Source organism: Actinoplanes sp. DH11 (genome assembly GCF_020873875.1).
Classification (GTDB): Bacteria; Actinomycetota; Actinomycetes; order Mycobacteriales; family Micromonosporaceae; genus Actinoplanes.
Window position 1 is genome coordinate 72,798 of record NZ_JAHWGU010000016.1, and the last position, 16,276, is coordinate 89,073.

Consider the following 16,276-nt stretch of genomic DNA (forward strand, 5'->3'; position numbering starts at 1 on the left):
CGGTGCAGCGAGCGATGCGAACAGGTGCGCCGTCAGCGAGCGGTGCAGACCGGTGCGCCGGCGGGTGCGCCGCCGGTGCCCTGGAAGCCGAACTCGGTGCTGCCGCCGGCGGCCACCCGGCCGTTCCAGGCGGCGTTGGTGAACGTGCCCGAGGCGCCGCCGGTGGCGTTCCACGTGTTCGTCACCGCGGACCCGGACGGCACCGTGACGCCGACCGTCCAGCCGGTCAGCGCGGTCGCGCCGGCAGTCACCTTGACGGTCACGACGAAGCCGCCGGTCCAGGCGTTCACCGAGGTGGTGGCGGTGCAGCCGGCCGCCGGGTTCGAGCTGGACGGTGACGGCGAGCTGGGCACGGGCGAGCTCGGCGTGGTGGTGCCGCCGCCGAGTTCGGTGAGCACGGCGGCGTACGCCGGCTTGGGGTTGCCGCTGCCGTCGAAGAGCAGCGGGGTGCCGCTGGCCCGCCACGAGTCGGTGTCCCGGATGCCCCACACGGTGATGCCGTTGCACCGGGTCACGGCGAGGCAGGCGCGGACGGCGGCGGCGTAGGTCGCGGCCTGCGTGGCGCCGGACCCCTCGATGTCCAGCTCGGTGATCTGCACGTCGAGGCCGAGGTCGGCGAACCGCTGGAGGTTGGCCTGGTAGTCCGCGGGCAGCGGTGACTGCGCGTTGAAGTGGGACTGGAAGCCGACGCAGTCGATCGGCACGCCGCGGGCCTTGAAGTCGCGCACCATGGCGTACACCGCGTTGCTCTTCGCGTTCTGCCCGTCGGTGTTGTAGTCGTTGTAGCAGAGCTTGGCGGCCGGGTCGGCGGCCCGCGCGGTGCGGAACGCCACCTCGATCCAGTCGTTGCCGGTGCGCTGCAGGTTGGAGTCGCGGCGGGCGCCGCTGCCGCCGTCGGCGAAGGCCTCGTTCACCACGTCCCAGGAATCGATCTTGCCGCGGTAGTGCGTGGCGACCTGCGTGACGTGGTTGACCATGGCGTTGCGCAGCGCGGTGCCGCTCAGGTTCTCGGCCCAGGACGGCTGCTGCGAGTGCCAGGCCAGGGCGTGCCCGCGGACCTTCTGCCCGTTGGCGATCGCCCGGTTCACGATGGTGTCGGCGCTGCCGAAGCTGAAGGTGCCCTGGGTCGGCTCGGTGGCGTCCCACTTCATCTCGTTCTCCGGGGTGACCGAGGTGAACTCCCGGTTCAGGATGCCGGAGTAGACGGAGTCGGAAAGTTTGTAGGCGGCGACGGCGGTGCCGAAGTACCGCCCTTTCTCGGCGGCGGCCGCGCCGAGCGTGGTGGCCGCGTTCGCGCTGGGTGAGAGGGCGACGACGGCGGCGGCGGCGGTCACGGCGCCGGCCGTCAGCAGGACGAGGGTGCGTCTCATGGGGATCTCCACTGGGGACGGGCTTCGGCGGAAGGGGATCGAAGCTCATCGAAACGCTACCGACATGTTCCGGAAACCTCAACCGGTTCAGCGGATGATCTGGCAGGTGACAGGCTCCGAAACTTACGAAGCCTCGCGCAGCACGGCGGCGACTGCTGCGGCCGCGTCATCGGCGTCCACCCCTGCGGCGGCGACCACCACCGTGCTGCCCGCGCCGGCGCCCAGCGACATCAGGCGCAGCGCGCTGCGGGCGCTCGCGGTGCGGCCGTCATGGCGTACCTCGACGCTCGCCTCGAAGCCGGCCGCGGCCCGGACCACCGCACCGGCCGGGCGGGCGTGCAACGCCGCCGGCAGGACCACCGTGATCTCAGAACTTGGGTTCATCGCGGGCCTCCCGTGCGGCGTCCGCGACGGTTGCCAGGTCGGCGCCGGTCGAGGCGAGCACGGCGGCCGCCACCGCGCCCTCCACGAACGGCGCGTCCACCAGCACCGGCCCCGCCGCCAGGTCCGCCAGGACGGCCCGGGTGGTCAGCACCGCGCTGCCCAGGTCGGCCAGGACGACCACGCCCGCCCCGGTGTCCGCCCGCCCGATCGCGGCCTCGATCGCCGCGGCGTCGGTGCCGAGCTCACCGGAGGCGGTGCCGCCCGCCGGTTCCACGCGGACCTCCTCCGTCGCGACCTGCCGCAGCAGATCGCGCACCCCTTCCGCCAGTTTTCCGCTGTGCGACACGAGCACGATCCCGACAAGCGCCATGTCCATGGATGTTAGTCACCGAAAGGGTTGGCTCAATCGCGCAACGCGACGATGCTGATCCGTAAGGGCACCGCCGCCCTGGAGGAAGGAGCCGATCGTGAAGAAGTTCATCAACGATCCCGCCGACGTGGTGACCGAGGCGCTCACCGGCCTCGCCGCCGCGCATCCGGAGCTGCGTGTCGACGCGACCGGGCAGTACGTGGCACGCGCCGGTGCGCCGCGCGCCGGAAAGGTCGCGCTGGTGTCCGGCGGCGGCTCCGGCCACGAACCGCTGCACGGCGGTTTCGTCGGCACCGGCATGCTCGACGCCGCCTGCCCCGGCGAGATCTTCACGTCCCCGGTGCCCGACCAGATCCTCGCCGCCACCCAGGCCGTCGACGGTGGCGCCGGTGTCGTGCACGTGGTGAAGAACTACACCGGCGACGTGATGAACTTCCAGCTCGCCGCGGAGATGGCCGCCGACGAGGGCGTCGCCGTGGAGACGGTTCTGGTCGACGACGACGTGGCGGTGGAGGACTCGACGTGGACGGCCGGCCGGCGCGGCACCGGCGCCACCCTGCTGGTCGAGAAGATCGCCGGGGCGCGGGCCGAGGAGGGCGGCAAACTGACCGAGGTCGCCGCGATCGGGCGCGAGGTCAACATCGGCTCCGCCTCCTTCGCGTACGCGTTGACGGCCGGCACCACCCCGGCCGCCGGCCGTCCCGGGTTCGACCTGCCGGACGACGAGATCGAGGCCGGTGTCGGCATCCACGGTGAGCCCGGCCGCCGCCGGGAGCCGCTGCGCCCGGCCCGGGACCTGGTCGCCGCCGCTCTCGACGCGATCCTCGAGGCCAAGCCGCGCGACCGCGGCGATCGGGTGATCGTGCTGGTCAACGGCCTGGGTGGCACACCGCTTATCGAGCTCTACCTGGTTTACGGCGAGGTGGCCCGGATCCTCGGCGAGAGGGGCGTCGAGATCGCCCGGCGGCTCGTCGGCAACTACGTGACGAGTCTCGACATGGCCGGCCTGTCGATCACCCTGACCCGGGTGGACGACGAGATGCTGCGGCTCTGGGACGCGCCGGTCGTCACCCCCGGCCTGCGGTGGGGTGCCTGACATGGATGTGGACCTCGCCACCGGGTGGCTGCGTGCCGCCGCCGCGTCGATCGCCGAGGCCGCACCGGAGCTGACCCGGCTCGACTCGGCGATCGGCGACGGCGACCACGGGTCCAACCTGACCCGCGGCTTCACCGCCGTGGTCGCGGCCCTCGACGCCGGCGCCTTCGCCAACGTCGGTGACGTCTTCGTGAAGGCCGGTACGACGCTGATCTCCACGGTGGGTGGTGCGTCCGGCCCGCTCTACGGCAGCGCGTTCCGGTCCCTCGGCAAGGCGCTGCCGGCCGGCCCGTCGGTGACCCTGCCGGACCTGGTCGCGGGCCTGCACGCCGGTCTGGAGTCGGTCCGGAAACTGGGCGGGGCGGAGCCGGGGGACAAGACCATCGTGGATGCGTACCGGCCGGCCCTGGACGCGTTCGAGGCCGCGGTGGCCGCCGGCTCGGCGCTGCCGGTGGCGGCGGCCGAGGCGGCCCGCGCGGCCGAGCAGGGTGCCGGCGCGACCGCCGGCCTGCGGGCGCGCAAGGGACGGGCCTCCTACCTCGGCGAGCGGAGTGTCGGGCACCGGGATCCGGGCGCGACGTCCACCGCGCTCATTTTCACCGCTCTGGCCCGGTCGGCAGGCAATTCCGGATAATTCCCCCAACGGGGGTCCAGTAAATCCAGAATAGTAATGAAATGCCCCGCACCTCCTCAAGCCGCGTGCGGGAGTGCCGATAGCGCGTGGCAGAGCCCAGAACGGGCGGACGGTGAGGAGGCCGGGATGGGCTTGAGTGGGATGTTCGACGATCGCTCGCTACGCACGAAGATCGGTGTCGTGGCGCTGACCGCGGCGGCCAGCGGCCTGCTGGTCGGTGGCTTGGCGATCAGCACGGTACGCACGCTGAACGACGATGCCGCCGACGCGCAGCACCGGGCGATCGCCATCGAATCGGCGGTCGGTGCCTACAGCACTGGCATCGAGGCGTTCAGCGGCAACGTCTCGTCGCTCCAGCTCTACCCGACCCTGGCCGACCAGATCCAGAGCAGCATGGCGGCGAACCAGGAGACGATCGAGGAGGCGCTGACCACGCTCGACGCCAACCTGCCGGGTGACGGGGCGGTGGCCAAGGCCAAGGAGGACTGGGCCGCGTACCAGGAGTTCATCGGCACCGACCGGACCAAGGCGTCGCCGGCCGAGCTCGCCGGCGTCCTCGACGAGTACACCGCCCTGCGCGCCGCGATGGCCGAGGACCAGGCCGCCCTGCAGGCGCAGGCCAAGGCCGTCGGTGAGAAGAGCATCAGCGACGCCGAGGCCGCCGGCAACCGCGCCACCTGGACGATCGCCGCGGTTCTTGCCGCCGGCCTGCTGCTGAGCCTGTCGATCGGGTTCTACATCGCGTCCCGGGTCGGCCAGACCGTCCGGAGCGTCTCCCGCCTGGCCGAAGGCCTCGCCGAGGGCGACCTGACCCGGACCTCCGGCGTCACCAGCCGCGACGAGATCGGCCGGATGGCCGTCGCGCTGGACAACGGCCTCGCCCGCCTCCGCGAGGACGTGGTGCAGCTGGCCGCCAGCGCCAACACCATCCAGTCCGCGGCCGGGCAGCTCAGCTCCGTCTCCAGCGCGGTGGACGCCGCCGCCAACCAGGCCTCCTCGCAGGCCGGCACGGTGTCGGCCGCGGCCGAGCTCGTCTCCGGCAACCTCCAGATCGTTTCGGCCGGCTCGCAGGAGATGGGCTCGGCGATCCGCGACATCAGCGTCTCCACCTCGGAGGCGACCGAGGTGGCCGCGCAGGCGGTGCAGGTGGCCTCGCAGACCAACGCGATCGTGGCCCGGCTCGGCGAGAGCTCCGAGGAGATCGCCACCGTGGTCAAGGTGATCACCAGCATCGCCGAGCAGACCAACCTGCTCGCCCTGAACGCGACGATCGAGGCGGCCCGGGCCGGCGAGGTCGGCAAGGGCTTCGCGGTCGTCGCCGGCGAAGTGAAGGACCTGGCGCAGGAGACCGCGAAGGCGACCGAGGACATCTCGCAGCGGGTGCAGGCGATCCAGGCCGACACCAGCGGCGCGGTCATCGCGATCGGCGAGATCTCGACCATCATCGAGCGGATCAATGGCCTCCAGCTGACCATCGCCTCGGCGGTCGAGGAGCAGACGGCCACCACGCAGGAGATGAACCGGACGCTCTCCGAGGCGGCGAGCAGCGCGGGGGACATCGCGGCGACGATCACCACGGTCTCCGACGCGACCCGGCGGACCACCGACACGGTCGGCGAGACGCGTACCGCGGCCGACGACCTGACCGTCACGGCGGCTCAGCTGCAGTCGGTGGTCTCCCGCTTCCGCTACTGAGCGACAGCTTCCGCTACCGAGCGACAGGTGCCAATGTAAAGGGATGTACCCGCCCGAGCCCTGGCACCTGCGCGGACAGATGTACCTCTCGGTCTTCCTGATCCCCCGGCGGAAACTGCCCCAGCTTCCGCCGGTCCTGGACGCGGCTGTCCGGCCGATCACGGTCGGCGGCCGCGTCGCCGTCGGCGCCGCCTGGGTGCGGTACGAACCCGGCGGCGTCCTGCACTACCAGGAACTGCTCAGCGCGATGCTCGTGCACGAGCGCGGCCGGCCCCGGGTGAGCATCACCGACATCTGGGTGGACAGCATCGCCTCGCGCGAGGGCGGCCGCCGGCTCTGGGGCATCCCCAAGGAGATCGCCGGCCTCCGGATCGACACGACCGACGACACCCTGGTCGACGCGTCCGCGACCCTCCCGGCCGCCGCGCCCGGCGCGGCCCCCGCCTCCGGCATGCCATGGGCCCCCGGTTCCGGCACGCCTGCCGGGTCCGGCACGCCTGCCGGGTTTGGCGCGGACACGGCGATCGGGTCGGCGCTGATCCGGCTCAAGGGGCGGCTGCCGGGCCGTTTCCCGCTGGGTCTCACGGTGGCTCAGGCCCTGGGCGGCGCGGTTCGGCGCACACCGGTGCGGGGCCGTGCCGGATTGCGTACGGCCGACGCGGCGTGGCGCACCCACCCGGCGGGCCCGCTCGGATACCTGGCCGGACGGCGTCCCGTGCTGAGTCTCGCGATCACCGACTTCTGGCTCAGCTTCGGGCGGACCGCGACCGACCGGGCACGCTCCGCCGGTACCCCCGGGAAGGGGAACCCCGGCGGGTGATCCGGCGCGCCCGGGTACGGTTCGGCAGGGCACCCGACCGCCGACCGTGACGAGGAGCGAGATGAACCAGGCCGGCCACGACCACCATCACCACGGCGCCGGCCCGGCGTGGCCGGCGTCCGCCCGCGCCCGCCGGCTCACCCTGTGGCTGCTGGTGCCCGCGGTCCTGCTCACCGTGATCGGGATGCTGATGCTGTGGCCGCGTGACGCGCCGCGGAGCACCGAGGGCGAGGGGCCGCAGCGGGCGTTCGGGCAGATCACCGCGATCACGCCGGAGGCCTGCCCGGAGGTGCCCGAGGGCGAGGCGCCGCTGGAGAACTGCGGGACCGTGACGGTCCGGCTGGACGACGGCGCCGAAATCATCACCGAGGTGCCCGGCGGTCCGGGCGCGCCCGTGGTGACGACCGGTGACGACGTGGTGCTGCTGGTCCTGGCCGAGGAGGACGGCAGCCGGTCCTACTCGATCTCCGACCATCAGCGGTCCACCCAGCTCTGGCTGCTCGGGGCGGCATTCGCGCTGGCGGTGGTCGCGTTCGGCCGGTGGCGAGGACTGACCGCCCTGGCCGGGCTCGCGGTGACCTTCGGGATCCTGCTCTTCTTCATCGTCCCGGCCATCCTGGACGGCCGGTCACCCATCATGGTGGCGGTGGTCGGTGCCGCCGCGATCATGCTGATCGTGCTGTACCTGACACACGGGCTCAGTCTCACCACGACGATCGCGGTGGCCGGCACCCTGGCCAGCTTGGCGATCACGGCGATCCTCGCGGCGGTGGCGACGGCCGCGGTGCACCTGACCGGTGTGGCCGACGAGACGTCCAACTACCTGACGATCACCCAGGGCGACGTGAACATGCAGGGCCTGCTGCTGGCCGGCATCGTGATCGGCTCGCTGGGAGTGCTCGACGACGTCACGGTCACCCAGTCCGCCACGGTCACCGAGCTGGCCCTCGCCAATCCGGCGTACGGGTTCCGCCGGCTCTACGGCGCCGCCACCCGGATCGGCCGCGCCCACATCGCCTCAGTGATCAACACGATCGTCCTGGCCTACGCGGGCGCCTCGCTCCCGCTGATGCTGCTCTTCGCCGCCGGCAACACCCCGGTGAGCGAGCTGCTCACCTCCCAGCTGATCTCGCAGGAGCTGGTCCGCGCCGCGGTCGGCACGATCGGCCTGGTCGCCGCCGTGCCGATCACCACGGCCCTGGCCGCGCTGCTGGCGTCCCGCTCGCCCCGGCACACCCCGCCGGCCGCGCCTTTTGCCGGTGTGAGCGCTCCGGCTGGTTCCGCCGTTCCAGCGGGCCCGGCCGGTTCCGCCGGCCCGGCCGGTTCGGCCGGTTCCGTCGGTGCGGCAGGTTCCACTGGTCCGTCGGGTTCGGCCGGCTGGTCCGGTCCTACTGGTTCGACCGGTCCCGCCGCCGACTGGGCCGGGCCCGCTGCGACGGCACCCGCCGGCGGCGCCGTGCCCGCGGAGAGCGGGGCGCGGCGTCCGCCGGAGGACCCGTGGGCCGCGTTCGTCGACCGCGACGACACGCGGGACCGCTGAGCGACGGTCAGCCGCCGCACTTCTTCCAGGCGATCCGGTAGATCGTGTCCAGGTTGCCGTCGGTGGCGTCCATCGTGATGAAGCTGGTCAGCTTCCGGTCCGAGGTGCCGCGGTTGACGCGCAGCTCGGTGTTGATGTTCAGGTTCCGCCGATCGCCGCAGTTCAGGAAGTTCAGCGACGCGATGCCCACCTGGTCGGTGCGCTGCCAGTTGTCGTTGAACGGGCCCTTGATGCGGTGCTGGGTGTGGTTCGTCTGCGAATAGCCCTGGAAGTAGTAACCGGCGATCTGATCGGCATACGCGCCCTTCTGCAGGTCCGCGAATCCCCGATAGTCGGCAGTGGCGATGGCGAACGTGAATCCGTTCGGCACCTTGATCTGGAGCTGCAGCAGACAGTTCTTGCGGAAGTCGGTCGGTTTCGCCTCAGGTCCGACCTGCGCGAGGTACTCGGAGTACGACACGGTGAACGCCTTGTTGTCCGGCGACACCGTGACGGTCGCGCTGTCGTTGTCGCAGCCCGAACCGTTGACCGACCCCACGTCGATGACCATCATCTCGTCGGGTGTCGGCGACGGCGCGGCTGCGGCGGCGGTGGCCGGCGAGGCGGCGGCCAGCGCGCCGAGTACGGCTGCCCCAGCGGTCAGCTTTCGCAACATGAGAATTCTCCGTTCGTTTTCGAATCCATTGAGCGAACCGGAAAATTGTTCGCCAAATAGGATTCTTTATTTGTTTCCATCGCCCACCATAGTGATCTAGCGGAACGGCATGGCGAATGCCGGAAACAGTCGAACGGAAGTCCGGGAAAGGCGGCCATTCGGCCCGATCTGACGAATGACCGCACGCGCCGCGCGTAACTGTGCTACTCGGCCGCGACACCAGTCGTCCATCGAGGTGCCCCGGTCGGTCCGGCTGTCGCTGGCGGTTGATGGGAAGCGCTTTCTGGCAGCCGTGGGTGACAGCCGGTCGGTCTGGCTGTCGCTGGTGGTTGGTGGGGAGCGTTCTCTGGCAGCCGTGGGTGACAGCCGGTGCCGTGGGTGTCAGCCGGTGGGTCTGGCTGTCGCTGGCGGTTGGTGGGGAGCGTTCTCCGGCAGCCGTGAGTGACAGCCGGTGCCGTGGGTGTCAGCCGGTGGGTCTGGCTGTCGCTGGTGGTTGGTGGGGAGCGTTCTCTGGCAGCCGTGAGTGACAGCCGGTGCCGTGGGTGTCAGCCGGTGGGCCTGGCTGTCGCTGGTGGTTGGTGGGGAGCGTTCTCTGGCAGCCGTGAGTGACAGCCGGCGGGCGGGCAACCCCACCAGCTCGCGCCGGAAAGCGGGCGGGTGAGGCGTGGGGGCCGGGGGAGCGGCCGGGCGAGGCGTGGGCGCGGGGGAGCGGGCGGGCGAGGCGCGTGGGCGCGGGGGGAGCGGGGGCGAGGCGCGTGGGCGCCCGGGACCGGCCGGGGGGGGGTGGCCTGGTCAGCCGAGGCGCTGGGCCAGGGCGGTGTGCCGGCGCCCGGCGCCGACCGTGCGGACGGCCGCGGCCAGGGCTCGGCGGGAGCCGACGAGCACGACCAGCCGTTTGGCGCGGGTGATCGCGGTGTAGAGCAGGTTGCGCTGCAGCATCATCCAGGCGCTCGTGGTCAGGGGGATCACCACGGCCGGGTACTCCGACCCCTGCGACCGGTGGATGGTGATGGCGTACGCGTGGGTCAGCTCGTCCAGCTCGTCGAAGTCGTAGTCGATCAGCTCGTCCTCGTCCGTGCGTACCGTCAGGGTCTGCTCCTCGGGTGACAGCCCGGTCACCACGCCGACCGTGCCGTTGAAGACGCCCGCCGCGCCCTTGTCGTAGTTGTTCCGGATCTGGGTGACCTTGTCGCCGATCCGGAAGACCCGGCCGCCGAGCCGCTTCTCCGGCAACCCTTCGCGGCCGGGGGTGAGCTGCTGCTGCAGCAGGGTGTTCAGCGCTCCCGCGCCGGCCGGGCCGCGGTGCATCGGGGTGAGGATCTGCACGTCGCGGCGCGGGTCGAGGCCGAACCTGCGGGGCACCCGGGTGCACGCCACGTCGACGGTGAGCGCCGCCGTGGCCTCGGTGTCGTCGCACGGGAAGAGGAAGAAGTCGGCCAGGCCGTCGAGCAGCGGCGGCCGGCCCTGGTTGACCCGGTGGGCGTTGGTGACGACGCCGCTCTGCGCGGCTTGCCGGAAGATCTGGGTGAGCCGTACCCGGGGGATGACGTCGGCGGCCAGCAGGTCGCGCAGCACCTCGCCGGCGCCGACGGAGGGCAGCTGGTCGACGTCGCCGACGAGCAGCAGGTGCGCGCCCGGTGGCACCGCCTTGACCAGCTTGTTGGCCAGGATCAGGTCGAGCATGCTGGCTTCGTCGACGACGATCAGGTCGGCGTCGAGCGGGTTGTCCCGGTCGTAGGTGGCGTCGCCGCCGGGCTGCAGCTTGAGCAGCCGGTGCACGGTCGCGGCCGGGTGGCCGGTGAGTTCGGCGAGCCGTTTCGCCGCCCGGCCGGTCGGTGCCACCAATTGGATCTTGGCGCGCTTGGCGGCGGCGAGCTCGACGATCGACCGTACCGTGAAGCTCTTGCCGCAACCCGGCCCGCCGGTCAGGACCGCGACCTTCTCGGTGAGCGCGAGCCGCACCGCCTGTTCCTGTTCGGGGGCGAGCGAGGTGCCGGTGCGCTTGTGCAGCCAGGTGAACGCCTTGGGCCAGTCGACGCCGGCGAAGTGCGGCATCCGGTCGGCGCGGTCGGTGAGGTTGCGGCGCAGCGTCGAGGCCAGCGACTGCTCGGCGCGGTGGAACGGCACCAGGTAGACCGCGTCGTCCTCGCGGACCACGCCCTCCTCCTCGACCAGCTCGGCCAGGCAGGACGGGATCAGCCCGCCGGGCACGTCGAGGATCTTGGCAGCTTCCTCGGTGAGCCGGTCGGCGGGGAGGAAACAGTGCCCGTTGTCGGTCGCCTGCGACAGCGTGTACTGCAGGCCCGCCTTCACCCGTTCGGGGCTGTCGTGCGGGATGCCGACGGCCTGCGCGATGGTGTCCGCGGTCTTGAAGCCGATGCCCCACACGTCCGACGCCAGCTTGTACGGCGAGTTCTTCACCACCGCGATGGAGGCGTCCCCGTACTTCTTGTAGATCCGCACCGCGATCGACGTGGACACCCCGACGCCCTGGAGGAAGACCATCACCTCCTTGATCGCCTTTTGCTCGGCCCACGCCGCGGTGATCTTCGCGGTCCGTTTCGGGCCGAGGCCGGCCACCTCGATCAGCCGGTCCGGTGACTCCTCGATGATCTCCAGCGTCTCGAGTCCGAAGTGGTCCACGATCCGCTCGGCGAAGACCGGCCCGATGCCTTTGATTAGCCCCGATCCCAGATAACGCCGGATGCCCTGGATCGTCGCCGGCAGGACCGTGGTGTACGAGATGACCTCGAACTGCCGCCCGTACTGCGGGTGCGACGACCACCAGCCGCTGAGCCGCAAGCTCTCACCGGGCTGCGCGCCCAGCAGGGCACCGACCACGGTCAGCAGGTCCGAGCCGTGGCCGGTGGCGACCCGGGCGACCGTGTAACCGGTCTCCTCGTTCACATAGGTCAGCCGCTCGAGAACCGCTTCCAGCACATGCGGGGTCTTGGACACGTCAGCAATGGTGCCTCGCGCCCTGGAACAGATCATCGGCAGGGCATAGCGTGATCGGCATGGCGTTGTTCGACCACCCCCTGCCCACGTTGCGCACCTACCGTCCCGAGCAGCCGGAACCGGCCGGCTTCGACGCGTTCTGGTCCGGCACCCTCGACGCGGCCCGCCGTGCGGCGACCCCGCCCACGGCGACCGAGGTGCGCACGCCGCTGCGCGGCATCACCACCCACGACGTCACCTTCAGCGGTTACGCCGGGCAGCCGGTGCGGGCCTGGCTGAACCGGCCGGCCGGCGCGACCGGCCCGCTGCCGGTGGCGGTCGAGTTCATCGGGTACGGCGGTGGCCGCGGCCTGCCCGTCGACTGGCTGGTCTGGGCCAGCGCCGGGTACGCCCACCTGGTCATGGACACCCGCGGGCAGGGCGGCGGCTGGCGGGGTGGCGACACCCCGGACCCCGACGAGTACGGCGCCGGCCCGTCCACCCCGGGCTTCCTCACCCGCGGCGTGCAGTCGCCGGACACGTTCTACTACCGGCGGCTGATCACCGACGCGGCGCGGGCCGTGGAGACCGTCGCGGACCTGCCCGGCGTCGACGCGTCGCGGATCGTGGTCACCGGCAAGAGCCAGGGCGGCGCGCTGTCGCTGGCCGCGGCCGGTCTGGTGCCGGACCTGGTCTCGGCGGTGGTGTCGGCCGTGCCGTTCCTGTGCGACATCCGCCGGGCTGTCACGGTCACCGACGTCAACCCGTACGCCGAGGTGGTGCGGTTCCTGCGGGCCAACCCGTACGCGGCGGAGCGGACCCTGAACACCCTCGACCACGTCGACGGGGTCAACTTCGCCCGGCGGATCACCGCGCCGGCGCTGCTCTCGGTCGGCCTGATGGACGACGTGTGCCCGCCGTCCGGCGTCTTCGGGGCGTTCAACACGCTGACCGGCCCGAAGCGGATCGAGGTCTACGAGTGGGACGGCCACGACGGCGGCCGCACGTACTTCGACACCGAGGCGCTGGAGTTCGCCACCGGCATCGTGGGCTGACGGCCCGCGCCCGGCAACGACGGAACGGCCGGCCTTCCGGCCGGCCGTTCCTCTCGCGAAGCCTCAGATGAAAGCGCGGATCAGGCCGATCACCAGGAACACGATGATGAACGACAGGTCGATCGCGACGCCGCCGACCCGCAGCGGCGGGATCACCCGGCGGACCGGGGCGAGCACCGGCTCGGTGACGGCGTAGACACCCCGCAGCGCCTGCGACCGGAACGAGCCCGGCATGGCAGGGCCGGCCAGGGTCACACTCCAGTCGAGAACGGCACGGGCGATGAGCACGAACTGGAACAGGAGCAGAACCAGGCTGACTAGGCCGAGGAGCATCAAGACCTCCAACTGCGGGGATGTGCCTCCACTATGAGTCGGTTTCCTGTGAGCCGGCTTTAAGCTTCCGTGCGGTCCGGATTCCGCCGGCCCGGATTCAGTTGAAGTGGTCCGGGTGCGGACCGGTGCGCCCGTCCGACTCCAGCCCGTCGATCGCGGCCAGCTCGCCGGCGGTCAGCTCGAAGTCGAAGATCGCCAGGTTCTCCCGGATCCGGGACGGCGTCACCGACTTCGGGATGACCACGCGGCCCTGCTGCACGTGCCACCGGAGCACCACCTGCGCCGGGGTGCGGTCGTGCGCGTCGGCGATCGCGGTGACCCGCGGGTCGCTGAGCACGGCGGCCTGCGCCAGCGGGCTCCACGCCTCCGTCACCACACCGAGTTCGGCGTTCGTGGCCTGCGCCTCGCGCTGTTGCAGGGCCGGGTGCACCTCGATCTGGTTGACCGCGGGGACCGTGCCGCCGAGACCGGCCACCGCCCGCAGGTGTTCCGGCAGGAAGTTGGAGACGCCGATGGCGCGGACCCGCTTCTGCTCGAGCAGCGTCTCCAGGGCACGCCAGGTGTCCAGGTACTTGCCGTGCTTCGGCGTCGGCCAGTGGATCAGGTAGAGGTCCAGTTGGTCCAGCCCGAGGCGGGCCAGGCTGGCGTCGAACGCGCGCAGCGTCTCGTCGTACCCCTGGTCGCTGTTCCACAGCTTCGTCGTGACGAACAGTTCGTCGCGCGGGATCCCGGCATCCCGCAGGGCCGCGCCGACGCCGGCCTCGTTGCCGTATACGGCGGCCGTGTCGATGCTGCGGTACCCGGCCTCGATCGCGGTGGTGACCGCCTGGGCCGTCTCTGCCTCCGGGATCTGGTAGACGCCGAACCCGATCTGCGGCATCGTGACGCCGTTGTTGAGCGTGATGACAGGCGTGTCAGCCATGGATTTCCCTCCGGAGTTGTGCGCGCGCCGGTTGGGCGCGCTCAACGTCTACCCCGATCCGAGGGAGCCCAACTGTGGTTCGCCGGAACCGGCGCCGGGAGACCAGGGTGGTGGGCGCGCCGGGTGCGGCGATCCGGCTTCGATCAACACCGCTGTCGTACGGGCGACCGCACCCGCCCGTCCGCCCGCCACGGGTCCGCGGCTTCCGCCCACGGGAGCGCCTTCGCGGGCCGGCAGTGCCGTGCTGCCGGCCGGCGGGCGACCGGTGGAACCCGCGACGTGAGCCGGCTCGCCGGCGGCACGTTCCCGGGCGGCTCCGGTGTCGATGTGCGGGCGGATCCCGATGTCGCGGCGACCGGGGCCGGCGACGCGATGTCCGTGCGCGGGGCGCGCGAGGCGGCGCCCGGCCGGCGGGGGTGGGCCGGTGCGCGCGGTCCTGGTGAGCGGGGTTCGTCCGATCCGGCAGGGTGCGATGGTGCCGATTGATCCGGGCCGCCGCGGCGATCCAGTCCGGGGGGATGCGGAGTTTCGCGGGGATGCGGAGCTTCGCGGCGGTCCAGATCTTCGTGGCGATCGGGGGCCGGGGGAGGGGAGTCCGGCGGTCGTGGGGGCGCGGCTCGCTGGTGGTGGGGCCGGCGGTCGCGCGGATTGGTTCACAGACCGACCAGTCTTCGCAGGACGCCAGGCGTGCGGCGCACCGGCGGCGGTGGGCCGGCCGCCTGCCCCGGTCGATCCGGTGGGTCCGGTTCGCCGGGGTCCGGCGGCGGGATGCTCAGGGGTACGGCGTCACGGAGGCCCGCGCCGGTCGTGCTCCGGGATCCGGGATCCGGTATCTCCTCGGCTCGATGCATGGCGCTCATTATTGATGAACGTGCATGTAACGCAACCCTCCGACGCTCGCTTTAACGGTGCGGAAACAAGTTCCTCAGAACGGGTACGCGGGCGGCTTGTCACGCACAGTGACCCATCGCGTCTCGGTGAACGCCTCGATGTTCGCGGCCGGTCCACCGAAGCGGGAACCCGTGCCGGACGCCGCGAGGCCGCCGAACGGGCTGTTCGCCTCGTCACTGACGGTCTGGTCGTTGATGTGCACGATGCCGGTGGGTACCCGGTCGGCCAGGGCGAGGCCTTTCATCACGTCACGGGTCACAATGCCGAGTGACAGACCGTATTCGCTGGCCGTCGCGAGCCGGACCGCCTCCGCCTCGTCGGAGAACCGCAGCACCGGCGCGACCGGACCGAAGATCTCCTCGACGAACGCGGGCGTGTCGTCGGCGACGTCGGCGAGCACGGTCGGCGCGTAGAAGAGATCACGGTAGGTGCCGCCGGCCGCGATCCGGGCGCCGTACCCCGTCGAGCGGGTCACCACGTCATGGATCTTGTCGCGCTGCCCGGCGTCGATGATCGGCCCGAGGACGACGGTCTCCCGGGCCGGGTCGCCGACCGGCAACGCGGCGGCCTTGGCGGCGAGCCGTTCCACGAACTCGTCGTGCAGCCGCTCGTGGACCAGGTGCCGCCCGGTCGTCATGCAGATCTGCCCCTGATGGAACCAGGAGCCGAAGGAGGCCGCGTTCACGGCCGCCTCGACGTCCGCGTCAGCCAGCACGATCAGCGCCGAGTTGCCGCCCAGCTCCAGGTGCGCCCGCTTGAGGTGCTGCCCGGCGAGCGCGCCGACCCGGCGGCCGGCGGCGGTGGACCCGGTGAACGAGATGACCCGGACCAGCGGGTGCGTGACCAGGGCCTCGCCCACGTCGGCGCCGCCGGGCAGCACCTGGAACACACCCGCGGGCAGGCCGGCCTCCTCGAAGATCCGGGCCAGGGTGGCGCCGCCGGTGACCGCGGTGCGCGGGTCCGGCTTGAGGATCACCGCGTTGCCGAGCGCGAGGGCCGGGGCGACCGAGCGGATGGCCAGGATGATCGGCACGTTGAACGGGGCGATCACCGCGACGACGCCGGCCGGCATCCGGCGGGCCATCGACAGGCGCGGTTCCTCACTGGGCAGCAGTTCGCCGTACGGGCGGCCGGGCAGCGACGCCGCCTCGTAGCACTCCTGCTCGGCGGTGTGCAGCGCGAACCCGGCCATCGGCGGGATCGCGCCGACCTCCCGGACGTTCCAGTCGCTGATCTCCGCGGCGTGCTCCGCCCAGAGCTGCCCGGCCCGGCGCAGCACCGCGGCCCGGACCGGGTGCGGTGTCGCGGCCCAGGCCCGCTGCGCCGCCGCGGCCTGGCGTGCCGCCTCGTCGACGTCCGCGGGGGTGGCCTGGCCGATCCGTCCGAGCACCGCGCCGGTGGCGGGCTCGACGACGTCGTACCCGTCGCCGCGGCCCGGCCGCCAGGCGCCGCCGAGGAAGATGTTGCCGGTCCAGGTGGTGTCGTCCAGGAGCATGATGCGCGCCTCCGTACGTGCTGGGGTGCGCTGACGGTAGGCCCATGTTTCCGGCAGATCAACGGAACGTTCGACCTGC

Annotated in this window: 14 protein-coding genes; 6 read left to right on the plus strand and 8 right to left on the minus strand. The window is 71.9% G+C overall.

Annotation, left to right across the window (positions count from 1 at the left end; genetic code table 11):
• Positions 1–32: 32 nt before the first annotated feature.
• From LPA41_RS23180 to dhaM, 3 genes are all read right to left on the minus strand, one after another.
• Positions 33–1,370, minus strand: coding sequence for an endo-1,4-beta-xylanase (locus LPA41_RS23180; protein WP_229072858.1), 1,338 nt, complete (start codon positions 1,368–1,370; stop codon positions 33–35).
• Positions 1,371–1,493: 123 nt separating this feature from the next.
• Positions 1,494–1,754, minus strand: a complete 261-nt coding sequence (locus LPA41_RS23185; protein ID WP_229072859.1) for an HPr family phosphocarrier protein — start codon at positions 1,752–1,754, stop codon at positions 1,494–1,496.
• Complete coding sequence (gene dhaM, locus LPA41_RS23190; protein WP_229072860.1) at positions 1,738–2,124, minus strand: dihydroxyacetone kinase phosphoryl donor subunit DhaM; 387 nt, start codon at positions 2,122–2,124, stop codon at positions 1,738–1,740. The genes LPA41_RS23185 and dhaM overlap by 17 nt, the downstream gene beginning before the upstream one ends.
• A gap of 97 nt (positions 2,125–2,221) precedes the next feature.
• Between dhaM and dhaK the strand changes: the two genes are divergently transcribed.
• The 5 genes from dhaK (at position 2,222) to LPA41_RS23215 (ending at position 7,909) form a co-directional block, all read left to right on the plus strand.
• Positions 2,222–3,220, plus strand: coding sequence for a dihydroxyacetone kinase subunit DhaK (gene dhaK, locus LPA41_RS23195; protein WP_229072861.1), 999 nt, complete (start codon positions 2,222–2,224; stop codon positions 3,218–3,220).
• A gap of 1 nt (position 3,221) precedes the next feature.
• Positions 3,222–3,854: a dihydroxyacetone kinase subunit DhaL gene (gene dhaL, locus LPA41_RS23200; protein WP_229072862.1), complete on the plus strand. Its 633-nt coding sequence runs from the start codon at positions 3,222–3,224 to the stop codon at positions 3,852–3,854.
• 126 nt (positions 3,855–3,980) lie between these two features.
• Positions 3,981–5,549: a methyl-accepting chemotaxis protein gene (locus LPA41_RS23205; protein ID WP_229072863.1), complete on the plus strand. Its 1,569-nt coding sequence runs from the start codon at positions 3,981–3,983 to the stop codon at positions 5,547–5,549.
• A gap of 43 nt (positions 5,550–5,592) precedes the next feature.
• Positions 5,593–6,369: an acetoacetate decarboxylase family protein gene (locus tag LPA41_RS23210; protein ID WP_229072864.1), complete on the plus strand. Its 777-nt coding sequence runs from the start codon at positions 5,593–5,595 to the stop codon at positions 6,367–6,369.
• Positions 6,370–6,430: 61 nt separating this feature from the next.
• The gene (locus LPA41_RS23215) at positions 6,431–7,909 is read left to right on the plus strand and encodes a YibE/F family protein (protein ID WP_229072865.1); all 1,479 of its coding nucleotides are present in this window, start codon (positions 6,431–6,433) and stop codon (positions 7,907–7,909) included.
• A gap of 7 nt (positions 7,910–7,916) precedes the next feature.
• Here the strand turns inward: LPA41_RS23215 and LPA41_RS23220 are convergent, their stop codons facing one another.
• Positions 7,917–8,564, minus strand: coding sequence for a DUF4360 domain-containing protein (locus LPA41_RS23220; protein WP_229072866.1), 648 nt, complete (start codon positions 8,562–8,564; stop codon positions 7,917–7,919).
• Positions 8,565–9,356: 792 nt separating this feature from the next.
• Positions 9,357–11,558, minus strand: a complete 2,202-nt coding sequence (locus LPA41_RS23225) for an ATP-dependent RecD-like DNA helicase (protein WP_229072867.1) — start codon at positions 11,556–11,558, stop codon at positions 9,357–9,359.
• A gap of 23 nt (positions 11,559–11,581) precedes the next feature.
• On the opposite strand from LPA41_RS23225, the gene LPA41_RS23230 reads away from it, so the two are divergent.
• The gene (locus tag LPA41_RS23230; protein ID WP_229072868.1) at positions 11,582–12,556 is read left to right on the plus strand and encodes an alpha/beta fold hydrolase; all 975 of its coding nucleotides are present in this window, start codon (positions 11,582–11,584) and stop codon (positions 12,554–12,556) included.
• 63 nt (positions 12,557–12,619) lie between these two features.
• On the opposite strand, the gene LPA41_RS23235 is transcribed toward LPA41_RS23230, so the two are convergent.
• From LPA41_RS23235 to LPA41_RS23245, 3 genes are all read right to left on the minus strand, one after another.
• On the minus strand, positions 12,620–12,889 hold the full coding sequence (locus tag LPA41_RS23235; RefSeq protein ID WP_229072869.1) for a YggT family protein: 270 nt from the start codon (positions 12,887–12,889) through the stop codon (positions 12,620–12,622).
• 97 nt (positions 12,890–12,986) lie between these two features.
• The gene (locus tag LPA41_RS23240) at positions 12,987–13,811 is read right to left on the minus strand and encodes an aldo/keto reductase (protein ID WP_229072870.1); all 825 of its coding nucleotides are present in this window, start codon (positions 13,809–13,811) and stop codon (positions 12,987–12,989) included.
• Positions 13,812–14,736: 925 nt separating this feature from the next.
• Entirely contained in the window at positions 14,737–16,197 is a 1,461-nt protein-coding gene (locus LPA41_RS23245; protein ID WP_229072871.1) for a benzaldehyde dehydrogenase, read from the minus strand.
• Between the last annotated feature and the right edge of the window lie 79 nt (positions 16,198–16,276).